The organism is Paraburkholderia sp. DHOC27 (assembly GCF_003429005.1).
Classification (GTDB): Bacteria; Pseudomonadota; Gammaproteobacteria; order Burkholderiales; family Burkholderiaceae; genus Paraburkholderia.
Window position 1 is genome coordinate 82725 of record NZ_QVQV01000012.1, and the last position, 17991, is coordinate 100715.

The following is a 17991-nucleotide window of genomic DNA, read 5'->3' on the forward strand; positions in this document are numbered from 1 at the left end:
GCGCGTGCGGCGAACATCCGCCAAACGGCCAGGCCAGTCACGGCAGAAGGAGTAGTGACGTGCGCCGCATAGTTCTTTTGAACTATGGGGACGACGTGATAGCGGAAAACTCAGGGGGGTGACGTACGGCCCATGCCGATGCCCGTGCCCATGCCGTTGACGGTGGCGTACACGGCGGCCTGCACGCGTGAGCCCAGTTTCAGCTTGCGCAGGATGTGCTGGACGTGAATTTTGACCGTGGTCTCGGCAATGGCGAGCGCACGGGCAATTTCCTTGTTGCTGGCGCCGCGTGCAATGTGACCGAGGATTTCCAGTTCGCGGGTGGAGAGTGTGCTGTCGGCGTCGTGCGGCGCGGCGCGTGGGGTGACGAGAGTCGGCGCGTCGAGCGGTGCGTGGCTTTCGTGGTTCATGAGGCTTGTGCCAGGCGTGCTCATCGCCGTTTCACTCTCCACCGTCGCCGCGCGGAAGGCGGCCACCAGCTTGCCTGTCATCTCAGGACTGACGACAGACTCGTCGCGCATAGTCCGCATGATCGACTCCGCGAGCGTGTCGGCATCGACCGTCTTCAGTAGATAACCTTGCGCGCCGAAGCGCAGGGCATTGCACAGATCGCGCTCGTCCTCGCTGACGGTCAGCATCAACACTCGTGCGTGCGGCGCCGCCTGATGCAGATCGCGCAGCGCGTCCACGCCGCTCACGCCGGGCAGGTGGTTGTCCAGCAAAATCAGATCCGGCTGCAACTCCACGGCACGACGCTGCGCCTCGCCGGCGTCGCCCGCCTCGCCTGCGACGGCAAAGCGGACGTCCTGCGCAAGCAAGGCAATCAGGCCGCGCCGGAACAAGGTGTGGTCGTCGACGACGAGCAAGCGGATCGGCTTCATGTAGTGAGGTTCTTTGTTTAGGTAAGCGCCTTCGGTAGCAACTTCAGGCACGTTCAGGTACGTCATCGCGCTCGGGTTCGCCACGCGGCGCAAGCGTGATGGATTGATGCGGCGGCAAGCTGAGCGTCACGCAAGTGCCCGCCCCCGGCACCGAGTCGATCACCACGCGCGCGCCGATGCGCGCCGCCCGCTCGCGCATGATGCGCATGCCAACATGCGTTTCGCCGGATACCGGCCGCGCTGTATCCATACCGTTACCGTCGTCGCGCACTTCGAAGCTCCATGCGGGGCCGCGCTGCACCTCCAGCCAGACTTCGCGGGCCTCGGCATGCTTGCGCACGTTCGAGAGCGCCTCCTGCAGCACATGCAGCACCTGCACCTGGACGTCGGCGGCGAGCGGCAAGCCGTGGCCCTCGATGCTCAGATGCGTCGGCAGTCCGGTTTGATGTTCGAACTTGCGCAGCGTCGTGCGCAAGGCGGCCTCGATGTCCTCCGTGTTGCCGCGGGTACGGAAATGCATCAGCAGTTCGCGGACATCGCTCGTGCTTTCGCGCACGCCGGCATCGAGTTCATCCACGATCCGCGCCACCTGCGCCTCGGCGACAGCGCCGAGGTTGGCGTTGACAGGCAAGGCATCGCGCAGCAACTGCACCTGGATTTTCAGAAACGCGAGCGATTGCGCAATCGAATCGTGCAGTTCGCTCGCGAGCAAGGTGCGCTCTTCCGACACGGCCGTCTCGCGTTCGAGCGCGCTGACGCGCAGATTCTCGACGGCGCTGGCAAGATGACTCGCCAGCGTTTCGAGCACATCGCGATCCTGCGCGGATAAAGCCGTTTCGCTGCGAAAAAACAGATCGATTTCGCCAAAGCTGCGTTGGTGCAGCACCACGGGCACGGCGACCAGTGTCGCGTAACCGGCGCGCGGACAATGCCCAAGGCGTGCTGCGCCGGGTCCTTCGGCGCGCACCGGGATCACGCGAGCGGCAGTAAGCGCAGGCGGCGCGCTTTGGGAAACGGCCCCGGTCTGGGCCTGAGCCTGGCTCTGGCCGCACAGGCAATCCTGCGCGCTCACGCATTGCTCGTCTTCGATCATGAACGACGGCAGGCTGTCACCGGCCAGCAGCAGATAACGGTCGCTCGCCTCGCTCGACCAGCGAATCGCGACCGAGTCGGCGCCGGCGATGCGTCGCACGCGCTGCGCGAAGCCATGCGCGAGTTCATCCAGCGTGCCCGCCTCGGCAAGAAAGGCGCTCACCTCATACAGCGCGGACAGCCGCGCGCGTTCCCGTTCGAGGCTCGCGGTCTTGTCACTGACCTTCTGTTCGAGACTGGCATACAGCTGTTGCAGGTTCCGCGCCATCCGGTTGAAACCGCTCGACAACTGTCCGAACTCGTCTTGCGAAACGACTTCGACACGCGTCGCAAAGTCGCCCGCTTCGACTTGCGCCACACCGGCGGTCAGCCGCGCGACCGGCGCCAGCACCAGTAGATGGCCAACGTAGAGCAGCGCGAGCGAACTGCCAATGGCCAGCACCAGCAGGCCGGTCTGCGCGCCATTGAGAATGGCGGTCCAGCGCGCCAGTTGCGCTTCGATGGCGGAGTCGAACGCATCGATCAGGATGACGAAGCGGTTCGCGTCGCGCATGATCTGGTCAGGCGTGGGCGGAACCGGGCTGGTCCAGCGTGGCCGCAAGACTTGCCACTGCTGCCTGACTTCGGCAAAACGCGCTCGGGCCTCATCGTTCCACGGTACGAACAAAGGGCGGACCGGGTCGCCGTGTTGCAGCAACGCGAGACTGTTGTCGAAGCGTCGTGCCAGTTCGTTTGCCTGCGACGGCGACTCACGCAGGATCAACGCCATCCGGTAAGTCTGCATACGCATGCGGCCGGCTTCGTTGATCGCCGCCGCGCCGCCGTCGAGTTGCCAGGTGATCCAGAGCGTGAGGCCAATCGAGGCGAGCGCCAGCGTGAGCAAGGTGGCGACGAGCGCTGCAAGTTTGGCGGTAAGAGACCAGCGGCGCGGCCAGACGAGAAAGCGGCCCGGTTGCCAGCCAGGTTGCCAGATAAGGTTCCGGGTAAGGTGCCCGGCAAGGGAAGAGAGAACGGGACGCATAAAAACAGTCTATGCGCGTTTGCGGCGGGACCAAGGACGGCCCCTTGATACAGATCAACGCTCGAGCAACGACACCTCCGCCATGTCATGTCGGTCGGCAACGGGCACGTGCCCTCTCCCCGCCCGCACACGCGCCTCTCCCACCACGCGCCGCAGGGTCTCCTCACTCATGTGCGCCGCCACGTCCCGCACATACTCATGATGACGCGCTTCCAGCGGCGCATGCAGATACTGCGCCTGCAAATAGCGGATCAACGCAATGCGCCGATGCTGCAGCGCCATGCTCCGCTCCAGCAATGCGAGCGCCGCGCGGCAGTCTCCCGCCTCATAGGCCAGCTTGAGCAGGAGCGAAGTGTGGGCGCGCGGCACGATCGTTCACCGCGACGGCGTGATGTTCAGCACTTTGCCGCCCACCTTCATGCCATCAACGGCGCGGCTGCGTCGAGCATGATCCGGCAGAAGTAATCGGCGAAGCTGCGCCGCACGATCAACTGAAACGTGTCGGCGCTCAGCGGCACCAGCACCATCGACGCCTTGAAATAGTGGCTCTGCGCACATTGCCCCGGCGTGAACACGCGCGGATGCAGATCGAGCGGGCAGCCGCGCGCAATCACCTCGCGCACTCTCTCGCCGCTCACTTCGAGCAGCGTATAGCCGCTGCCGATATCCACCGCCGACGCGAACTGTCCCGTCAGCGCCTGCCTGAGCTTGCCTTCGAGCGTCGCGCCTTGTTGCTGCTGCGAGCACACCAGCCATTCGTCCGGGCCGAGCCAGAGCACGTCGTAACCGTTGCCGCGCGCCACCGTGTTCGGCTTCGCGGGCGGCCGGCAGCCCGTTACGTATTCCACCGCACTGACGAACGCGGGGTCTGTGACGTCGCCACGCACGTTCACCAGATCGCGAAACGCCTGCTCGCTCAAGCTGAACTTCTTCGAGGCGCCCGCCTGATGCGTCTTCAGCAGATCGCCAACGCCCACCAGCGGCGACTCCTGCCACACCTCACCCGCCGCGCGCTGCCGCAGCGCCGCGGCCGCGTCGGTCGCATTGCCCCTTGCTTCATTCCACATGTTGACGCACTCCTTCGGTATCGTAGAAAACGGGGCTGGTGATCTTCGCTGCAACCTGTTTGCCGTTCGCAAGCGGGATCGTCACGTTCTGCCCCATCTTGTCGAGGCCGCCCTTGATGACGGCGAGCGCGATCGATCGCTTCAGGATCGGACTGTAGTAGCTCGACGTGACGTGGCCGAGCATCGGCGCGGTGTCGCCCGAAAACGGTCCCGCGACGATCTGGCTGCCTTCGGGAAGCACGAAGCCGGCGTCGTCGGGCAGCAGGCCCACGAACTGCTTGCGGCCTTCGCGCGCCGTATCCGAACGCGTCAACGAACGCTTGCCAAGGAAGTCTTTCGACTTCGCCACGAGCCCGCCCATGCCGAGGTCGTACGGCGTGATCGAGCCGTCCGTGTCCTGACCCACGATGATGTAGCCCTTCTCCGCGCGCAGCACGTGCATGGTTTCCGTGCCGTACGGCGTGATATCGAACTCGGCGCCCGCGGCCATCAACGCCTCCCACACGGCGCGGCCCAGGTTGGCGGGCACGTTCACTTCGTAGGCCAGTTCGCCCGAGAAGCTGATGCGCATCACGCGCGCGGCGACACCGGCCACCGTGCCTTCGCGATACGACATGAACGGAAACGCACCGTTGGCGAAGTCGATATCGCTGCACACCTTCTGCAGTACCTTGCGGCTCTTCGGCCCCACCACGGCGAAGGTGGCCCAGTGGTCCGTCACCGAGGCGAGCCGCACTTTCAGGTTGGGCCACTCGGTCTGCAACCAGCGTTCGAGCCAGGTCAGCACGCGCGCGGCGCCGCCGGTGGTGGTGGTCATCATGTAGTGCTGATCGGCGAGCCGCACGGTCACGCCGTCGTCGAACACCATGCCGTTTTCGTCGAGCATCAGGCCGTAGCGGCACTTGCCCACTTCGAGCTTGCTCCACGGATTCGTGTAGACCCAGTTGAGCAGTTGCGCAGCGTCGGGACCCTGAATGTCGATCTTGCCGAGCGTCGACGCATCCAGAATGCCCACGCTGTTGCGCACCGCGAGACACTCCCGCTTCACCGCCGCGTGCAGGTCCTCGCCATTTTGCGGGTAGTACCAGGGGCGCTTCCAGTTGCCCACGTCCTCGAAGGCCGCACCGTTTTCCACATGCCATTCGTGGATGCAGGTCTTGCGGATCGGATCGAGCAGATCACCCAGTTCACGCCCCGCGAACGTGCCGAACGTGACCGGCGTGTAATTCGGCCGGAACGTCGTGGTGCCGGTTTCCGGGATCGTCTTGCCGAGCGCCTCAGCGAGAATCGCCATACCGTTGATGTTGCCAAGCTTGCCCTGGTCCGTGCCGAAGCCCATCGCCGTATAACGCTTCACGTGCTCGACGGATTCGAAACCTTCGCGCGCGGCCAGCAGGATATCGGCGGCGGAAACGTCGTTCTGGAAATCGACGAACTGCTTGGGTCCACGTGAAGCCGTTTCGCGGCTGCCCACGCGCCAGAGCGGCAGCAACGGCGCTTCGCTGCGCTCGGTCACGCCCGGCACCTGCGGACGCGTCGCCGTGAAGCCCGCCGCTTTGGCCGCTTCGATACCCGCATCCACGGCGAAGCGCAGGCCGCGCGCCAGGTTGAATTCGCCAGCGGCCGCGCCGACGCTGCTCTCCGGCTGCATCGCCTTGCCCGGCACGAAGCACAGCTTGTCGTCGTTCCAGTGCGCCTTGCCACCGGACTGCGCGAACAGGTGCAACACAGGGCTCCAGCCGCCCGACATCGCCAGCAGATCGCAGTTCAGATCCGGCTGTTTGGCGCCGGGCTTGCCGTTGGCAAAGGCGGCCACTTCAACCGAACTCACGCGCAGCTTGCCGCGCGCGGTCGTCACCACGGCGTTGTTCAGCACCTTCACGCCATGACGGCGTGCGGCGGCCGGCAACGCGCCTTCACTGGGCCCGCGCGGATCGACCACGGTCACTGTCGCACCACAGGTTTTCAGATCGAGCGCGCATTGATAGCCGCCGTCGTTGTTGGTGAACACCACGGCCTCGCGACCCGGCAACACGCCATAACGATGAATGTACGTCGACACGGCCGATGCCAGCATCACGCCAGGCAGATCGTTGTTGCCGAACACGATGGGACGCTCGTGCGCACCGGTGGCGAGAATCACGCGTTTTGCCCGCACCTTCCACAGCAGTTCACGCGTGCCCTTGCGCAGCGAAACGGGCAAATGATCGGTCAGCCGCTGCGTAATGGTGACGAGGTTGTGATCCTGATAACCGAACGCGGTGCTGCGCGACAGAATCTGTACCTCGGGCATGTGCCGCAGTTCGGCCTCGATTTTTTCGACCCATTGCAGCGCCGCGCGTCCGTCTATCTCGCTCTTGCACGACAGCAGGCTGCCGCCGAGTTCACGCTGATCGTCCACCAGAATCACGCGCGCGCCGGAAAGCCCCGCCGCATGCGCGGCTGCGAGGCCGGTCGGGCCGCCGCCCACCACCAGCACGTCGCAGTGCGCGAAGCATTTGTCGTAACGGTCGGCGTCGATCACTTCGGGCGCCTTGCCGAGTCCCGCCGCTTCACGAATCTTGTCTTCGTATTTCGGCCACCACTTGCGCGGCCACATGAAGGTCTTGTAGTAAAAGCCCGCCGGCAGGAAGCGCGCAAATTTCTGGTTGATGGCCATGCGGTCGTGCTCGAGACTCGGCTCGGCATTCACACTGGTCGCGACGAGCCCCTGATACAGCTCCACTTCCGTCGCACGCGCATTCGGCACGGTGTACGCGCCGCGTTCGAGCTGCACCACCGCATTCGGTTCTTCCACGCCCGCCGTGACGATGCCGCGCGGACGGTGATACTTGAAGCTGCGCGCCACGAAGTGCACGCCGTTGGCGAGCAACGCCGAAGCCAGCGTGTCGCCCTGAAAACCCTGATACGTACGACCGTTGAACGTGAAAGTCAACGGAATGGCGCGATTGATGCGCCCACCGGCGCCGAGGCGGTCTTTCTGACTCATGGTTGCTTGCCCTCGTGAGCGTCTTGATCTTCTTGACCAGCGGTGCTTGATCCACCAAAGGTTTCATAGCCGAGAATCTGGTACGACACCGTGTCGCGCGTCGCCATGAACCAGCGGCGGCAGCCCTGCGTATGCAGCCATTGTTCGTGATGCACGCCGCGCGGATTCTTGCGCATGAACAGGTAGTCGCCCCATTCCTTGTCGGTGAGCTTGTCGGTGTCGAGCGGTCGGGCAATGCCCGCTTCTCCACCGCAGGAAAATTCGGATTCGGCGCGTGGCCCGCACCACGGGCATTCGATCAGCAGCATGATTTCTCCGTCAGGTGCGTTGAGTTAATGGGCGACGGCAGCAGCGCCGTGTTCGTCGATCAGATGACCGGTGTAGAAGCGGTCCAGCGAGAACGGTGCGTTGAGCGGATGCGGCGCGTCGTTGGCGATGGTGTGCGCGAACACCCAGCCCGATCCGGGCGTCGCCTTGAAGCCGCCGGTGCCCCAGCCGCAGTTGAAGTACAGGCCCTTGACATCGGTCTTGCTGATGATCGGGCAGGCGTCCGGAGAGACATCCACGATGCCGCCCCACTGCCGGTTCATCCGTACGCGCGAGAACACCGGGAACATTTCGACGATTGCTTCGAGCGTGCCTTCGATGATGTTGAAGCTGCCACGCTGGCCAAAGCCGGTGTACTGATCCACCCCCGCGCCGATCACCAGATCGCCTTTGTCGGACTGGCTGATATACGCGTGCACGGCGTTCGACATGACCACGGTGTTGACCACCGGCTTGATCGGTTCGGATACCAAAGCTTGCAACGGATGGCTTTCGAGCGGCAGGCGTACGCCGGCCATGTCGGCGAGTGTCGAGGTATTGCCGGCCGCCACCACCGCCACTTTCTTCGCCTTGATGAAGCCCTTCACCGTATCCACGCCGGTCACGGCGCCGCCTTCACGACGAATGCCGGTGACCTGGCAGTTCTGGATGATATCGACGCCGTGCTGATCCGCGCCGCGCGCAAAGCCCCACGCCACCGCATCGTGACGCGCCACGCCGCCGCGCCGCTGGATGGACGCACCCATCACCGGATAGCGGCTGTTGAGGTTGATGGTGGGCTCGATTTCCTTGATCTGCTCGGGCGTGAGGAATTCCGCATCCACGCCGTTCAGACGGTTCGCGTTGACGCGGCGCTCGGTGTCGCGCACGTCTTGTAACGTATGCGCCAGGTTGAGCACGCCGCGCTGGCTGAACATCACGTTGTAGTTGAGGTCCTGCGAGAGGCCCTCCCACAGTTTCATGGCCTTCTCGTAGAGCGCGGCGGATTCGTCCCACAGGTAGTTCGAACGCACGATGGTGGTATTGCGCGCGGTATTGCCGCCGCCAATCCAGCCCTTCTCGAGGATCGCGATATTGCGCACGCCGTGCTCTTTCGCGAGGTAGTACGCGGTGGCGAGGCCGTGGCCACCGCCGCCGACGATCACCACGTCGTATTCGCGCTTCGGCTCCGGGCTTCTCCACTGCCGCTCCCAGTTCTCGTGATACGACAACCCGTTGCGGAACAGACTGAATATCGAATAGTGGCTCATGTCGCAGTTCTCGTTTCTAGCATTCGATGACGTTCACGGCGAGACCACCGCGTGACGTCTCCTTGTACTTCGTCTTCATATCGGCGCCGGTTTCGCGCATGGTCTTGATCACGTTGTCGAGCGAGACGTAATGCTGACCATCGCCCTTGAGCGCCATGCGTGACGCGTTGAGCGCCTTGATCGCGCCCATCGCATTGCGTTCGATGCAGGGAATCTGCACGAGGCCGCCCACCGGATCGCAGGTCATGCCCAGGTTGTGCTCCATGCCGATCTCGGCAGCGTTCTCGACCTGGGTGGGCGTGCCGCCCATCACGGCAGCGAGCGCCGCGGCAGCCATCGAACAGGCCACGCCGACCTCGCCCTGACAGCCCACTTCGGCGCCGGAGATTGAGGCCGTTTCCTTGTAGATAATGCCGATCGCCGCAGCGGTCAGCAGGAAGGTCACGATGCCGTCATCATTCGAACCGGGCACGAACTTCACGTAGTAGTGCAGCACAGCCGGAATCACGCCCGCCGCGCCATTGGTCGGCGCCGTCACGACGCGGCCACCGGCGGCGTTTTCTTCGTTGACGGCCATCGCGTAGAGGTTGACCCAGTCGAGCATCGAGAGCGGATCGCGCAGCGATTCTTCGGAGCGCGTCCGCAGATGATGTGACAGGTCGGCCGCGCGGCGTTTGACGCGCATCGGTCCCGGCAATTCGCCGCGCCCTTTGCAACCGCGTTCCACGCAGGCGGCCATGGCACGCCAGATGGTCAGCAGACCTTCGCGAACCTGTTCCCTCGGCGACAGCCCGTTCGCGGAACGGGCAGGACGTGCTGCGCATTCGTTGGCCATCGCCACTTCGGCGATCGACAGACCGTTCTCGCGGCATACGCGCATCAGATCGTCGCCGGTGCGAAACGGAAACGGCACGTCGTTGCCCGCGCGCACGCCGTTGACGCGATCGCCTTCGCGATTCACCACGAAGCCGCCGCCGATCGAGTAATACTCTTTCTCCACCAGCAACTGGCCGTTTTCGTCGAACGCCTGAAAACGCATGCCGTTGGGATGGACCACCCCGGTGCCCGCCATCAGCTTGCGAAAGAACGACAGATGCTCTTTCTCGTCGTACTGCACGTGATGTTTGCCGAGCAGCGCCAGGGTTTTGTCCGCGCGGATCTGGGCGAGGCGCGGCTCGATCAGGTCCGGGTCGATGGTGTCGGGCAGATGACCTTCGAGGCCGAGCAGCACGGCCTTGTCGGTGCCGTGACCCTTGCCGGTCGCGCCCAGCGAGCCGTACAGTTCGACCTTCACGCGTCGCACGAAAGCAAGCAGGTTGGCGTCCTCGATGTGCGATGCGAAGCGGCACGCCGCAATCATCGGGCCGACCGTATGCGAACTCGACGGACCGATGCCGATCTTGAACAGATCGAAGACGCTGACGTTCATGAGCCTGCCTGGTGTTGAAAATGCGGTTGAACGGCGGGTTTGCCGGAGCCGTAGCCCGTGCTGAATGGCCGTCAAGCAGCGCCTGCACGGATGTTTCTCCATGACCCCAGTAGACCAAAGCGTAAAATCGGCCGATAGAACAAAAACGCCATCAATCTGGCACGGGACCGTCACCACGGGCTGTGGGCCCACCGCCCGTGCGCTTCTGCGATGGTTGATGACGGAAAAGCGCAAGTCGGCGCGCGCTGCCTGGGTGAACCTTGGGTGAAACCTTGGTGCATCGCGCCTACCCCATTTTTCGAGCCCTTATGACGCATGCTGGCGCTGTTGCTCCATGAAAACCGCTGAGACGCTACCGCTGACTTCCATCGACGCCGTCGCCAAGGAGCGCATTCGCTTCGGCATCGTGCTGCTGCCGAACTTCACGCTGACGGCGTTTTCCGGCTTCGTGGACATGCTGCGACTCTCTGCCGACGAAGGCGACTACAGCAAGCCGGTGCGCTGCTCGTGGAGCGTGATCGGCGACACGCTCGCGCCGGTGCGCGCAAGTTGCGGCATCCAGGTCACGCCGTGGGAAATCTTCGAAACGGCCGAGCCGTTCGATTACGTGGTGGTGGTAGGCGGTCTGCTGCATTCGGGTCCACAGGCCAACGATGAAACACTGCAGTTCATCCGTCGGGCGGCACGCGGCAATACCACGCTGGTGGGCATCTGTACCGGCGTGTTCGCGCTGATGCGCGCGGGCGTGCTGGACGAACACCGCATCTGCGTCAGCTGGTTTCACTACTGGGATTTCGTGGAGCGCTTTCCGGCGGTGAGCCCGGATGCGTTGATCGCGGACCGCCTGTTCGTGATCGACCGGCGGCGCATTACCTGCTCAGGCGGCCGGGCGTCGATCGACGTGGCCGCCGCGATCCTGCTGCGGCACTTCGAGCACGCCACCGTGCAGAAGGCGCTGCGCATCCTGCTGGTCGGCGAAATGCAGAAAGGCAACGCGCCGCAGCCGCATCCACCGGGGCTGGAACCCGCCACGCATCCCAAGGTGAAGCGTGCCATCCTGCTGATGGAGCAGCATGTCGGGCGCTCGCTGCCGCTCGAAGAACTCGCCTGCAAGCTCGATATGTCGCCGCGTCAACTGGAGCGGCTATTCAAGGCGGAAACCGGCAAGAGCCCGCAAGCCTTCGCCAAGCAGGTGCGGCTGCGTACCGCTGCGTGGCTGCTGACGAGTTCGGATCGCAGCGTGGCGGATATCGCGTCGAGTTGCGGCTTTTCTGACGCCTCGCATCTGGGACGCGAATTTCGCAAGCAGTTCGGCGTGCCGCCCGTAATGTTCCGCGAGCAGCAAGGCGCGGTGCCGACGGAAGACGCGGCGGTGTTCGATGAGACGTTTCCGGGGCGGGTGGACGTGTATTGAGCGTTGAGGTTTGGCTGGCTCAACTTTGACTGTGTAAACGAACAAAGGCGGCTCGCTTGCGCGGCCGCCTTTGTCATTTTCAGCTTACGCTACGGCAGGCGAGCGTATTACTCCGACTCTTCCGCCCACACCGCGTTTTCACGCGCCATCAAGGTGGTTGACGCCGCCGGGCCAAACGTGCCGGCCGTATAGCCGCGCGGACGCTCGCCCGACTTCTGCCAACCTTCGAGAATCGGCTCGGCCCAGGCCCATGCCGCTTCCAGTTCGTCACGGCGCATGAAGTGCGTGAGACGCCCGCGGATCACGTCGATCAGCAGACGTTCATACGCTTCGGCGCGACGCTCCGTGAAAGCCTGCTGCAGATCGAGGTTCAGATTCACCGGCAGCATATGCATGCCGCTGCCCGGTTCCTTCGCCAGCATCTGCAACTGGATCGATTCTTCCGGCTGCAACTGGATCACGAGGCGGTTGCCGTAGTGACGCGGGCCGCTCGGAATGATCGAGAACGGCAGTTCGGAAAACTCGATGACGATCTCCGACACCTTCTTCTGCATGCGCTTGCCGGTGCGCAGGAAGAACGGCACGTTGGCCCAGCGCCAGTTGTTGATCTGCGCCCGCAAGGCAACGAAGGTTTCGGCGCGGCTGTTGGTCGGCACGTTGTCCTCTTCGAGGTAGCCCTTCACGGCTTCGCCGTCCACCGCGCCCGCCGTGTACTGACCACGCACCGTGTCACGCGCAATGTCTTCGGGCGTCATGGGACGCAGCGAGCGCAGAACCTTGAGCTTCTCGTCGCGCACCGCGTCCGGATCGAGCGAGACGGGCGGCTCCATGGCCACGATGCACAGCAGTTGCAGCAAGTGGTTCTGCACCATGTCGCGCAATGCGCCGGTCTTGTCATAGAAGCCCGCGCGGCTGCCCACGCCCACCGTTTCCGCCACCGTGATCTGCACGCTCTTGATGTACGGCGCCTGCCACAGCGGGCCGAAAATCGCGTTGCCGAAGCGCAGCACCATCAGGTTCTGCACCGTTTCCTTGCCGAGGTAGTGGTCGATGCGGTAGATCTGCGCTTCATTGAAGTGCTGGCCAACGGCGGTGTTGATTTCCTGCGCGGACGCCAGATCGTGACCCAGCGGCTTTTCCAGCACCACACGCGAATGCTCGTCGATCAAACCGGCGGCCGAGAGGTTGTCGCAGATGTCGGTGAACAGGTCCGGTGACGTAGCCAGATAGAACACGCGCCGCGAGCCTTCGCGCGACGCTTCCTTCAGGCGCTGATAGTCTTCGGCAGAGTCGACGTCCATGCGCACGTACTCGAACAGCGCGAGGAATTTGTCCCACGCGCCCGCTTCGAAACACTTCTTGTCAATGAAGGGCTTCGCCTTCGCTTCCATGAATTCGTTGATGTATTCCTCACGCGACCACGGCCGGCGGCCGATGGTAAGAATACGGGTGTCCGGCGGCAGATTGCAGTGCAGATGCGCCATGTAAAGCGCGGGCAGCAACTTGCGGAACGACAGGTCGCCGGTACCGCCGAAGATGATCATATCGAGCGGCAAGTCGGGGCTGGCAGAGGCGTGTTGGGTAATCATATCGCGGAGGCACCGTCGTAGTAGGCGTCAGGCAGTCAAGAACAAAACACCGAAAGGCTCGGCGTTTTCCGGCAGACGCCTATGTTGCAACGTTTTTCGAATGTTTGCACGTAGCGCGCCCTTACGCGGCGCCGAAAGTCGAAAAAAGTCAGTTGTGTTGCAAGGCTTCGTGCGCGACCCGGCATGCCCCCAGGTCCCATGCCGCACAGCCTACGGTCTTGAATAGCACGGGCGTGCTGGCCGCCGGCAGCGACGCCGAACCATCCAGCAGCGCGGCGATGCCTGTCACGTTGGCCCAGTCCACGCCCGCCTGGATGAAATCGCCCGCCTCGTGGCGTGCGCCGGCCAGATCGTCGACATAGAGCGCGCTGCCATGCACGGTGTGCGCGCCCAGCTCCAGCATTTGCGGCGTAAAGGCGCCGACGCCGATCACCAGCCGCTCCGCACGCGGCGCGTCGTCATAGACGGCCTGACGGCTGGTGGTAAGCGCGATGACCACGTCCACCTCATCCGGTACGTCGGAGCCCGGCAGCGGCCGCAGATTCATGGCGTTGCCTTGCGACTGATGTAGCTGGGAGGCCAGCGAATTGCAGAACGCTTCAGCTTTGCCCGCCGCATGACCCTTCACCCACACTGTTGCCGCGGGAAACAGTTCGCTGATGGCTTGCGCGTGGTTGGCGGCCTGCGTGCCGGTGCCGATCAGCAGAAACGCACGCGGCGCGCTCTTGCCCGATGCGCCGCCCTTGAAGGTCTGCACGCCGAGCATGGACATTGCCGCCGTGCGGCGACCGGTGACGGTCGGGCCATCGAGGATGAAGAGCGTTGCGCCGGTGTCCGCGTCGAACGCCATCACCTGGCCGTGAATGGTCGGCAGACCACGCGGCCCGTTGGCCGGGCACACGTTGACCAGTTTGTGGATGCCGAGATCGGGTGCGGTGGCCGGCATCGACAGCATGATGCCACCCGCATTGAGCGGCACCACCAGACGCTCGGGGCTGACGATGCGCTGCTGCGCATAGTCGATCGACGCCGTCTTCAACGCCTCGACGAGCTTTGCATAAGGCGTGAGCCGGGCGGTCGCGGCGGCATCGAAAATCTGCGTGGTGGGCTGGGTCATGGTCTGCACGTTTGGGTGAGAGAGGGATCAGGCGGTGGGACTGCGCATCCATGAAAAGCGTATGACGCCTCGCGCAAGGTGCAAGACACAAGCACGAGGCGCGACGCGCACGGAACTACGTCAGCGCACGAGAAACCCGTACGTGAGCGGATCGCGTTCGTCGACGATCCAGTTGGCAAAGCCGCAGATATGCGCGTCGCCTGCCACTTCGGGGATCACCGCGTCGAACTGCGCGAGCTTCGTTTCGGACAGCACACGGCCGCGAAAAATCGTGCCGATCACCGATTCATTGACGAGGGTTTCGTCGCGACCCAACTCGCCGCGCAGATACAGTTGCGCCACCCTGCCAGCCGTGCCTGAGCCCGTGGGTGAGCGATCCACCTCGCGGTCGGCAAACACGCAGCAGTTGGCCTGGGTCGAATCCGCGTGACGCGGCGCGTTGTCGATGATCGTGCCGTAGATGTGATTGATCTCGGGTATCTCGGGATGCACGACCTTGAACGCTTCATTGGCCGCGCGTTTCACTTCGGCACCGAACTGGATGAGACGCTCCACTTCGGGTTCACGCACCGCCAGATCGAAAGGCTTGCCCGACGTGTAGAAATAGAACGCGCCACCAAAGGCAATATCGCCCGTCACCGCGCCGAAGCTCGGCGTCTGCACGGTCACGTCACGTTGCCAGATAAACGACGGCACGTTGACGAAGCGCACCTGTCCTGCGTGATCGCCGTCCCATTGGACGAAGGCCTCGATGAAGCCGCATGGTGCGTCGATACCCACGCGCGTTTCCGGTTCCGTGCGCTCGACCCAGCCGAGCGCCACCGCCGTGGTGGCAAGCGCAATCACGCCGTGACCGCAATGGTCGCTGTAGCCCTCGTTGTGGACGAAGATGATGCCGAAGTCGGCGCCCTCACTGACCGGTTCCGTCAGGTAGCCGCCGTACATGTCCGCATGGCCGCGTGGCTCGAACATCAGCGCGCGCCGCAATTGGTCGTGATTTTCCTTGAGCCAGCTGCGCCGCTCGACGATTGTCTTGCCCGGAAATTTTGGCAGCCCGCTCGTGACGAGACGAAACGGTTCGCCGCCGGTGTGCACTTCGACCGTGCTGATCACGCGATTCAGTTTCATGGTCGACGCACGCCTTTTGTGTTGGCAAATGCGCTTGCAGGTGCGCTTGCAAACTCGCTTGCAAATGCGCATGCAAAGGCGTCTGCGAAGCCCACACGAGCGGCGGCATCCACCGTTGGACGCGTCGAAAATTCTTCTACCAGCACCACGCTATCTCCTCCTTGCTGTTCTATACTGGCTCAAAATGTAGACCAAATGTGGTTCAGCATCAACCAGTTTAAAAATCGCTGCCAGAAAGTGGTCTGGTTTCGGGGCAGCGGATCCCCTCCTCACATTGCAGGCAAGCAGGCGCTCATGGTCACTCCCGCCCTCGCACTGGAAAGCACGTTTCGTCTGAAGCAGATTTACGAGCAGGTGTCCGAGCGTATCCGCGCGGCAATTCGGAATGGGCAGTTCGTCGCGGATTCGCGTCTGCCGTCGGAGCGCGAACTGGCGGCCCGCTTTGGGGTGGGTCGTCCTGCGGTGCGTGAGGCGATCGGCGCGTTGCAGAACGAAGGTCTGGTCATCACGCGCCGCAACTCCGGTACTTACGTTTGTGCCGATGCGTTGCAACGGCTAACCGCCGCGCCGCCCGCCAACGCCGCCACGTCCGGCGATCCGGATTTCAGCCCAACGTCCACGCTCGATGTGCGTTTGATCCTCGAGCCGGCCATCGCGCGGCGCGCCGCCGCGCAGGCGCGTCCCGACCCATTGGCGGAGCACTATCTCGCGCAGATGGATTCCATCGTGGATCTAACGGATGACGGGCAACGCGTGCTCTGGAACAACAGCGACCGCCTGTTCCATCGTCAACTGGCGGTGATGACAGGCGACGCGCTGCTGGTGAAGATTGCCGACGAAGTTGCGAACACGATGGATCAGCCGCTCTGGAAGCGGCTCAAGGACGACGGCATTTACGACACCGGGCGGATTCGCCTGTACGTCTCCGAGCATCGGCTCATCTACGAGGCGATCGTGGTGGGCGATGCGGATGCCGCGGCGTTTTACGTCGAACAGCACATCATGCGGGTGCGCCGCGACATCGCGCCGAAGTAGCGTGGTATCCGCAACGTGCTGGCCTTTTATCAGCGCGGCCGCGCGGCGCGCTCACTCATCATTCAGCTAGTCGGACTGACCCGACGACTGATTATCCGGCTTGAACATCGCCCGGCATCCCGGACTCAGCTCGCTCTTGTGCTGCTTCATACAGGCGGTGATCTTGTCCTTGTCGGGGATATCCGCGCTGCAGAACTTCATCGCATCACCGCGGCAGGCTTTCTCCTGCTCGTCGCGTGTCGCGGCGTGTGCGTTCAGGCTGACGCCGAGACTCGCAAGCGCCATCACCAGCGTGAGGGCGCGTGCCGCATAGGCGTGGCGGCCGCGTGGCGCGCGCGGGAGTCCAACCGATAACCCCGCCGCCGGGCGGTCCGAAAAAGAAATGAACATATGGCCTCCGCTGTTAAATGTGGTCCACGACCAATACGAGGCGACGTGCAGAGGACGCTTAAAGACAACAGCACCGCGTGAACGACAGCTTGCGGCACCGCGCACTTATTTTTGACACCTTATACTGGCAAACACTTAGGTATTAACCCTAAGTCAATCTGCCGCAAGGAGGTGTCCGCGATGTCCAGCCAATCTGCTTCGTCGCGCGCTGCGCCCGCCAACCGCCGCGCGAGCGCCGCCTCGTTCATCGCAACGATGCGCCGTGCCGTGCAGGCGATCTGGCGTTCCCATGAGCGTCACAGCCTGTATGAAGTCATGCTGGCGGCGGGCGATTTCGACAACCTGCCTCGCGAGCCCGGCCGTCATTCGCACCAGGCACGCTGACGCAGAACGCTGATCGGACTCCCCTGCCGCCTCGCGAATTGGTCAGCAGAATTCGGACCCGACTAGCGTGTTGTCAAGGCGTGGGCAGCGATGCAGAGACCAGTCGCACTAGCCGGCGCCAGATCGTCGAATCAGACGTGGATCAGACGTGAATCAGACGTGATTGCAGGTGATGGATTAAGCCACGAGGCTCGACGTTTCGTTGGAGGCGCGCGTCAGCGTCATGCCGCGGCCCGCGTAAAAACGCTTCATCGTCTCGAAGGGCAAGTAGGCATCGGCCTGATACGCTTCGACGCCGGACGGATTGTGAAACCACACGCCGCCGGGGTCCCGCCCATGCAGCAGAATCAGATGTCCACCGCGATCCTGGTTGGCCTTCTCGGGACGGCGAATTTCCGGGCTCACCGATGCGATAACGAGCGTGTCGCCGGAGATGCATGCCGCGATCTCTTCCAGCTTCGCTTCGGGCCATACCTCCACCTGCAGACCGAATGCATGCTCGGCCCACGATGCGAACGGTCGGTAAGTCAAGCCGTCCACCCCGCCGTCCTCGCGCACGCGATACACCTCATGACGCAGCGCCTCGTCCAGCATGTCGGCACGCGAAGGGTGCGCAATGCCCCAGAAATCCAGCGCGGATTCGAGGCAGGTCAAGCCACACAATCGTTGCGCCCAGAAGCGGTAACGGTCCGGATCCGTGAAGCCGCTGCGTGGCCACGCGGGGTCCTCGCACGGATCGAGATTCTGCTCCGCAATGCGCGCGACCCATTCGGGGCTACCCCACTGCGAGTAATAAGGCACACCGAAATTGCGCACGATCGGTTCTTTCATGGATCAGGTTGGATAGGTTGAACGAAGTCCGCAACTTAGCATGAGTG

At 63.5% G+C, this 17991-nt stretch carries 16 protein-coding genes; 3 read left to right on the top strand and 13 right to left on the bottom strand.

Annotation, left to right across the window (positions count from 1 at the left end; genetic code table 11):
- Positions 1-110 precede the first annotated feature (110 nt).
- The 8 genes from D0B32_RS29755 to D0B32_RS29790 are packed head-to-tail and all read right to left on the bottom strand — an operon-like array spanning position 111 to position 10056.
- On the bottom strand, positions 111-881 hold the full coding sequence (locus tag D0B32_RS29755) for a response regulator (RefSeq protein WP_117337920.1): 771 nt from the start codon (positions 879-881) through the stop codon (positions 111-113).
- Positions 882-924: 43 nt separating this feature from the next.
- Entirely contained in the window at positions 925-2994 is a 2070-nt protein-coding gene (locus D0B32_RS29760; protein ID WP_117337921.1) for a type IV pili methyl-accepting chemotaxis transducer N-terminal domain-containing protein, read from the bottom strand.
- A gap of 54 nt (positions 2995-3048) precedes the next feature.
- Positions 3049-3363 carry a hypothetical protein gene (locus tag D0B32_RS29765; protein WP_117337922.1) on the bottom strand — a complete coding sequence of 105 codons (315 nt, stop codon included), beginning with the start codon at positions 3361-3363 and terminating at the stop codon, positions 3049-3051.
- Between the two features lie 47 nt (positions 3364-3410).
- A complete protein-coding gene (locus D0B32_RS29770) occupies positions 3411-4061 on the bottom strand; it encodes a sarcosine oxidase subunit gamma (protein WP_117337923.1) in 651 nt (216 codons plus the stop codon).
- Positions 4051-7050, bottom strand: coding sequence for a sarcosine oxidase subunit alpha family protein (locus D0B32_RS29775; RefSeq protein ID WP_117337924.1), 3000 nt, complete (start codon positions 7048-7050; stop codon positions 4051-4053). Before D0B32_RS29775 ends, D0B32_RS29770 begins: the two co-directional genes overlap by 11 nt.
- On the bottom strand, positions 7047-7358 hold the full coding sequence (locus D0B32_RS29780; RefSeq protein WP_117337925.1) for a sarcosine oxidase subunit delta: 312 nt from the start codon (positions 7356-7358) through the stop codon (positions 7047-7049). The genes D0B32_RS29775 and D0B32_RS29780 overlap by 4 nt, the downstream gene beginning before the upstream one ends.
- 24 nt (positions 7359-7382) lie before the next feature.
- Positions 7383-8627 carry a sarcosine oxidase subunit beta family protein gene (locus D0B32_RS29785; RefSeq protein ID WP_117337926.1) on the bottom strand — a complete coding sequence of 415 codons (1245 nt, stop codon included), beginning with the start codon at positions 8625-8627 and terminating at the stop codon, positions 7383-7385.
- Between the two features lie 16 nt (positions 8628-8643).
- Positions 8644-10056: an L-serine ammonia-lyase gene (locus D0B32_RS29790; RefSeq protein ID WP_117337927.1), complete on the bottom strand. Its 1413-nt coding sequence runs from the start codon at positions 10054-10056 to the stop codon at positions 8644-8646.
- A 334-nt stretch (positions 10057-10390) separates the two neighbouring features.
- Between D0B32_RS29790 and D0B32_RS29795 the strand changes: the two genes are divergently transcribed.
- On the top strand, positions 10391-11470 hold the full coding sequence (locus tag D0B32_RS29795; protein ID WP_117337928.1) for a GlxA family transcriptional regulator: 1080 nt from the start codon (positions 10391-10393) through the stop codon (positions 11468-11470).
- 107 nt (positions 11471-11577) lie between these two features.
- Here D0B32_RS29795 and zwf read toward each other — a convergent pair whose 3' ends face one another.
- The 3 genes from zwf to lhpH all read right to left on the bottom strand — a co-directional run bounded on the left by zwf (position 11578) and on the right by lhpH (position 15304).
- The gene (gene zwf / locus D0B32_RS29800; RefSeq protein WP_117337929.1) at positions 11578-13059 is read right to left on the bottom strand and encodes a glucose-6-phosphate dehydrogenase; all 1482 of its coding nucleotides are present in this window, start codon (positions 13057-13059) and stop codon (positions 11578-11580) included.
- A gap of 148 nt (positions 13060-13207) precedes the next feature.
- Complete coding sequence (lhpI, locus tag D0B32_RS29805; RefSeq protein ID WP_117337930.1) at positions 13208-14176, bottom strand: bifunctional Delta(1)-pyrroline-2-carboxylate/Delta(1)-piperideine-2-carboxylate reductase; 969 nt, start codon at positions 14174-14176, stop codon at positions 13208-13210.
- A 120-nt stretch (positions 14177-14296) separates the two neighbouring features.
- The gene (lhpH, locus tag D0B32_RS29810) at positions 14297-15304 is read right to left on the bottom strand and encodes a trans-3-hydroxy-L-proline dehydratase (RefSeq protein ID WP_117337931.1); all 1008 of its coding nucleotides are present in this window, start codon (positions 15302-15304) and stop codon (positions 14297-14299) included.
- A gap of 294 nt (positions 15305-15598) precedes the next feature.
- Between lhpH and D0B32_RS29815 the strand changes: the two genes are divergently transcribed.
- Positions 15599-16339, top strand: coding sequence for a FadR/GntR family transcriptional regulator (locus D0B32_RS29815; protein ID WP_117337932.1), 741 nt, complete (start codon positions 15599-15601; stop codon positions 16337-16339).
- 66 nt (positions 16340-16405) lie between these two features.
- Here the strand turns inward: D0B32_RS29815 and D0B32_RS29820 are convergent, their stop codons facing one another.
- Positions 16406-16624 (bottom strand): hypothetical protein, encoded by a 219-nt coding sequence (locus D0B32_RS29820; protein WP_117338004.1) that lies wholly within the window; start codon positions 16622-16624, stop codon positions 16406-16408.
- 285 nt (positions 16625-16909) lie between these two features.
- Here D0B32_RS29820 and D0B32_RS29825 point away from each other — a divergent pair, with 285 nt between their 5' ends.
- Positions 16910-17113 carry a hypothetical protein gene (locus D0B32_RS29825; RefSeq protein WP_117337933.1) on the top strand — a complete coding sequence of 68 codons (204 nt, stop codon included), beginning with the start codon at positions 16910-16912 and terminating at the stop codon, positions 17111-17113.
- Positions 17114-17290: 177 nt separating this feature from the next.
- Here D0B32_RS29825 and D0B32_RS29830 read toward each other — a convergent pair whose 3' ends face one another.
- Positions 17291-17944, bottom strand: a complete 654-nt coding sequence (locus tag D0B32_RS29830) for a C39 family peptidase (protein WP_117337934.1) — start codon at positions 17942-17944, stop codon at positions 17291-17293.
- Positions 17945-17991 lie beyond the last annotated feature (47 nt).

Excerpts from the sequence above, each read along its gene's own strand:
- D0B32_RS29755 (WP_117337920.1), bottom strand. The coding sequence starts at position 881 with ATGAAGCCGATCCGCTTGCTCGTCGTCGACGACCACACCTTGTTCCGG.
- D0B32_RS29760 (WP_117337921.1), bottom strand. The coding sequence starts at position 2,994 with ATGCGTCCCGTTCTCTCTTCCCTTGCCGGGCACCTTACCCGGAACCTT.
- D0B32_RS29770 (WP_117337923.1), bottom strand. The coding sequence starts at position 4,061 with ATGTGGAATGAAGCAAGGGGCAATGCGACCGACGCGGCCGCGGCGCTG.
- D0B32_RS29775 (WP_117337924.1), bottom strand. The coding sequence starts at position 7,050 with ATGAGTCAGAAAGACCGCCTCGGCGCCGGTGGGCGCATCAATCGCGCC.
- D0B32_RS29780 (WP_117337925.1), bottom strand. The coding sequence starts at position 7,358 with ATGCTGCTGATCGAATGCCCGTGGTGCGGGCCACGCGCCGAATCCGAA.
- D0B32_RS29785 (WP_117337926.1), bottom strand. The coding sequence starts at position 8,627 with ATGAGCCACTATTCGATATTCAGTCTGTTCCGCAACGGGTTGTCGTAT.
- D0B32_RS29790 (WP_117337927.1), bottom strand. The coding sequence starts at position 10,056 with ATGAACGTCAGCGTCTTCGATCTGTTCAAGATCGGCATCGGTCCGTCG.
- D0B32_RS29795 (WP_117337928.1), top strand. The coding sequence starts at position 10,391 with ATGAAAACCGCTGAGACGCTACCGCTGACTTCCATCGACGCCGTCGCC.
- zwf (WP_117337929.1), bottom strand. The coding sequence starts at position 13,059 with ATGATTACCCAACACGCCTCTGCCAGCCCCGACTTGCCGCTCGATATG.
- lhpI (WP_117337930.1), bottom strand. The coding sequence starts at position 14,176 with ATGACCCAGCCCACCACGCAGATTTTCGATGCCGCCGCGACCGCCCGG.
- lhpH (WP_117337931.1), bottom strand. The coding sequence starts at position 15,304 with ATGAAACTGAATCGCGTGATCAGCACGGTCGAAGTGCACACCGGCGGC.
- D0B32_RS29815 (WP_117337932.1), top strand. The coding sequence starts at position 15,599 with ATGGTCACTCCCGCCCTCGCACTGGAAAGCACGTTTCGTCTGAAGCAG.
- D0B32_RS29820 (WP_117338004.1), bottom strand. The coding sequence starts at position 16,624 with ATGGCGCTTGCGAGTCTCGGCGTCAGCCTGAACGCACACGCCGCGACA.
- D0B32_RS29825 (WP_117337933.1), top strand. The coding sequence starts at position 16,910 with ATGTCCAGCCAATCTGCTTCGTCGCGCGCTGCGCCCGCCAACCGCCGC.
- D0B32_RS29830 (WP_117337934.1), bottom strand. The coding sequence starts at position 17,944 with ATGAAAGAACCGATCGTGCGCAATTTCGGTGTGCCTTATTACTCGCAG.